Annotated in this window: 2 protein-coding genes and 1 pseudogene; all 3 read left to right on the forward strand. The window is 54.8% G+C overall.

All coding sequences use genetic code 11. The features are described 5' to 3' along the window. Positions 1–150: 150 nt before the first annotated feature. Positions 151–198 carry an erythromycin resistance leader peptide gene (locus L6966_RS12300; RefSeq protein WP_011116968.1) on the forward strand — a complete coding sequence of 16 codons (48 nt, stop codon included), beginning with the start codon at positions 151–153 and terminating at the stop codon, positions 196–198. A gap of 99 nt (positions 199–297) precedes the next feature. Beyond that, a complete protein-coding gene (gene erm, locus L6966_RS11875) occupies positions 298–1152 on the forward strand; it encodes a 23S ribosomal RNA methyltransferase Erm (RefSeq protein WP_016459102.1) in 855 nt (284 codons plus the stop codon). A gap of 164 nt (positions 1153–1316) precedes the next feature. Next, positions 1317–1734, forward strand: a pseudogene (locus L6966_RS11880) (transposase family protein); the annotation flags it as partial. Positions 1735–2009 lie beyond the last annotated feature (275 nt).

Below are 2009 nucleotides of genomic sequence, written 5' to 3' on the forward strand. Positions count from 1 at the left end.
AACAGGACGCCCAGCCCTCTACGACAACGCTATCGACACCGACTACACCCACTCAATCGGCATTCAAAAAGGCCAAATCTAACCCCCGCGACACGCCGAGCCAGACACACATTTTGACCCTTAACCCTTTAAATGGATATAATTAGACCCATGTTGATTTCAGGTACCGCTTTCTTGCGGTTGCGCACCAACCGCTAAGGCGGTTTCCTACCCCGTAGGTTAAAAACCGCTCCGGTCCTTTAGCCGGGCGGCTATTTGTCATGCCCGGCTCCCTTTCAAATCCAAGGAGCACACCTGATGTCTGCATACGGACACGGCCGTCACGAGCATGGCCAAAATTTTCTCACCAACCACAAGATCATCAACTCCATCATCGACCTTGTGAAACAAACCTCCGGCCCCATCATTGAGATCGGACCAGGAAGCGGTGCCCTCACTCACCCGATGGCCCACTTGGGGAGGGCGATAACGGCAGTTGAAGTGGACGCAAAACTAGCTGCCAAAATCACACAAGAAACCTCCTCGGCGGCGGTCGAAGTGGTCCATGATGATTTCCTTAACTTCCGGTTACCCGCCACTCCCTGCGTCATTGTGGGAAACATTCCCTTTCACCTCACCACTGCCATTCTTCGAAAGTTGCTGCATGCGCCAGCATGGACTGACGCTGTACTCCTCATGCAGTGGGAAGTCGCTCGCCGCCGGGCCGGGGTAGGCGCAAGCACGATGATGACGGCTCAGTGGTCCCCATGGTTCACATTTCACCTGGGTTCTCGGGTACCAAGGCCTGCTTTCCGGCCACAGCCAAACGTTGACGGGGGGATCTTAGTGATCCGCCGGGTGGGTGACCCGAAGATTCCGATAGAGCAGCGCAAAGCCTTTCAGGCGATGGTGCACACCGTTTTCACTGCCCGGGGACGCGGGATAGGGGAAATTCTCCGAAGGGCAGGGTTGTTTTCATCACGTTCAGAAACACAATCATGGTTGCGCTCGCGAGGAATCGACCCCGCGACCCTACCTCCCAGATTGCACACCAACGACTGGATCGATCTCTTCCAGGTGACTGGTTCCTCTCTACCTCACCATCGACCCATTTCACCATCGGGAAGTAGTCAACGACCTCCTCAACGGAAAAACCGAAGCCGGCGGCGTTAATCCCCACCAAAACCGAAATCCACCAGTAGTACTAAAAGGGCTCTTCCGGTTTTAGAGTGCATTGATTAGTTCGCCGGGGGTTCGGGCGTGGCACAAGATATTGGGGTCCTTGGCTTTGTAGGAAAAAGGTATCTAATCCATCCGTACAAAACTAAGGACCTACTGTGCAGCCTAACGGAAATGTCATCGTCGATACCATCTGCCGCACCGCAAAACTAGGAACTACTATCACCGGTGCCACAGAAAACGGTGACGTCACTGTTATTGAAGCCGAACCCGTCGAGCCGATCAATGAATGCCCTACCTGCGGGCAGCCTGGAGTATTCCGCGACCACGTCATCCGCAGCCTGGTCGATCTGCCCATCGTCGGCCACCCAACAACTTCATGTGCGCCTTCCACGCTACCGGTGCACCAACAAGCGTTGCTTGCAGAAGATCTTCCGTGCTGGCCTTGCCTGCGCGCCCGACAATTCAAAGACCACGGACCAGGTGACCCACTGGATCCTGCAACGACTCTGCCTAAATCGGATGAGCGTTGCCGCTGCACCCAAGTCATTAGGCCTGGGGTGGGATATGAAGTGTCCCAGGTTTTGTTCCGTTTGATGAAACCCGTTTTTGAAACAACGTACGGAGCACAACGCACGCCGATGCCAAAGCTTCCGCAACATCGACTACCTCATCAAACCCACGACAGTGGGATTCACACCCTCAATCCCCACGCGTGCAATCTGGGTTAAGGGTCAAAAAGTGTGTCCGGAATCGCGGATTTTCACGGATTGACCTGTAGGTTTCCGGAAAGTATATGCTCCGGAAGCATATATCTAGCCCCCGACGGGAAATCCTCGGTGTGGCAGCCG

The organism is Rothia nasisuis, assembly GCF_928381405.1.
In the GTDB taxonomy this organism is placed as follows: Bacteria; Actinomycetota; Actinomycetes; order Actinomycetales; family Micrococcaceae; genus Rothia; species Rothia nasisuis.

What these genes read in the sequence shown, in the direction of transcription:
- erm (WP_016459102.1), top strand. Translation starts at nt 298, where the DNA reads ATGTCTGCATACGGACACGGCCGTCACGAGCATGGCCAAAATTTTCTC.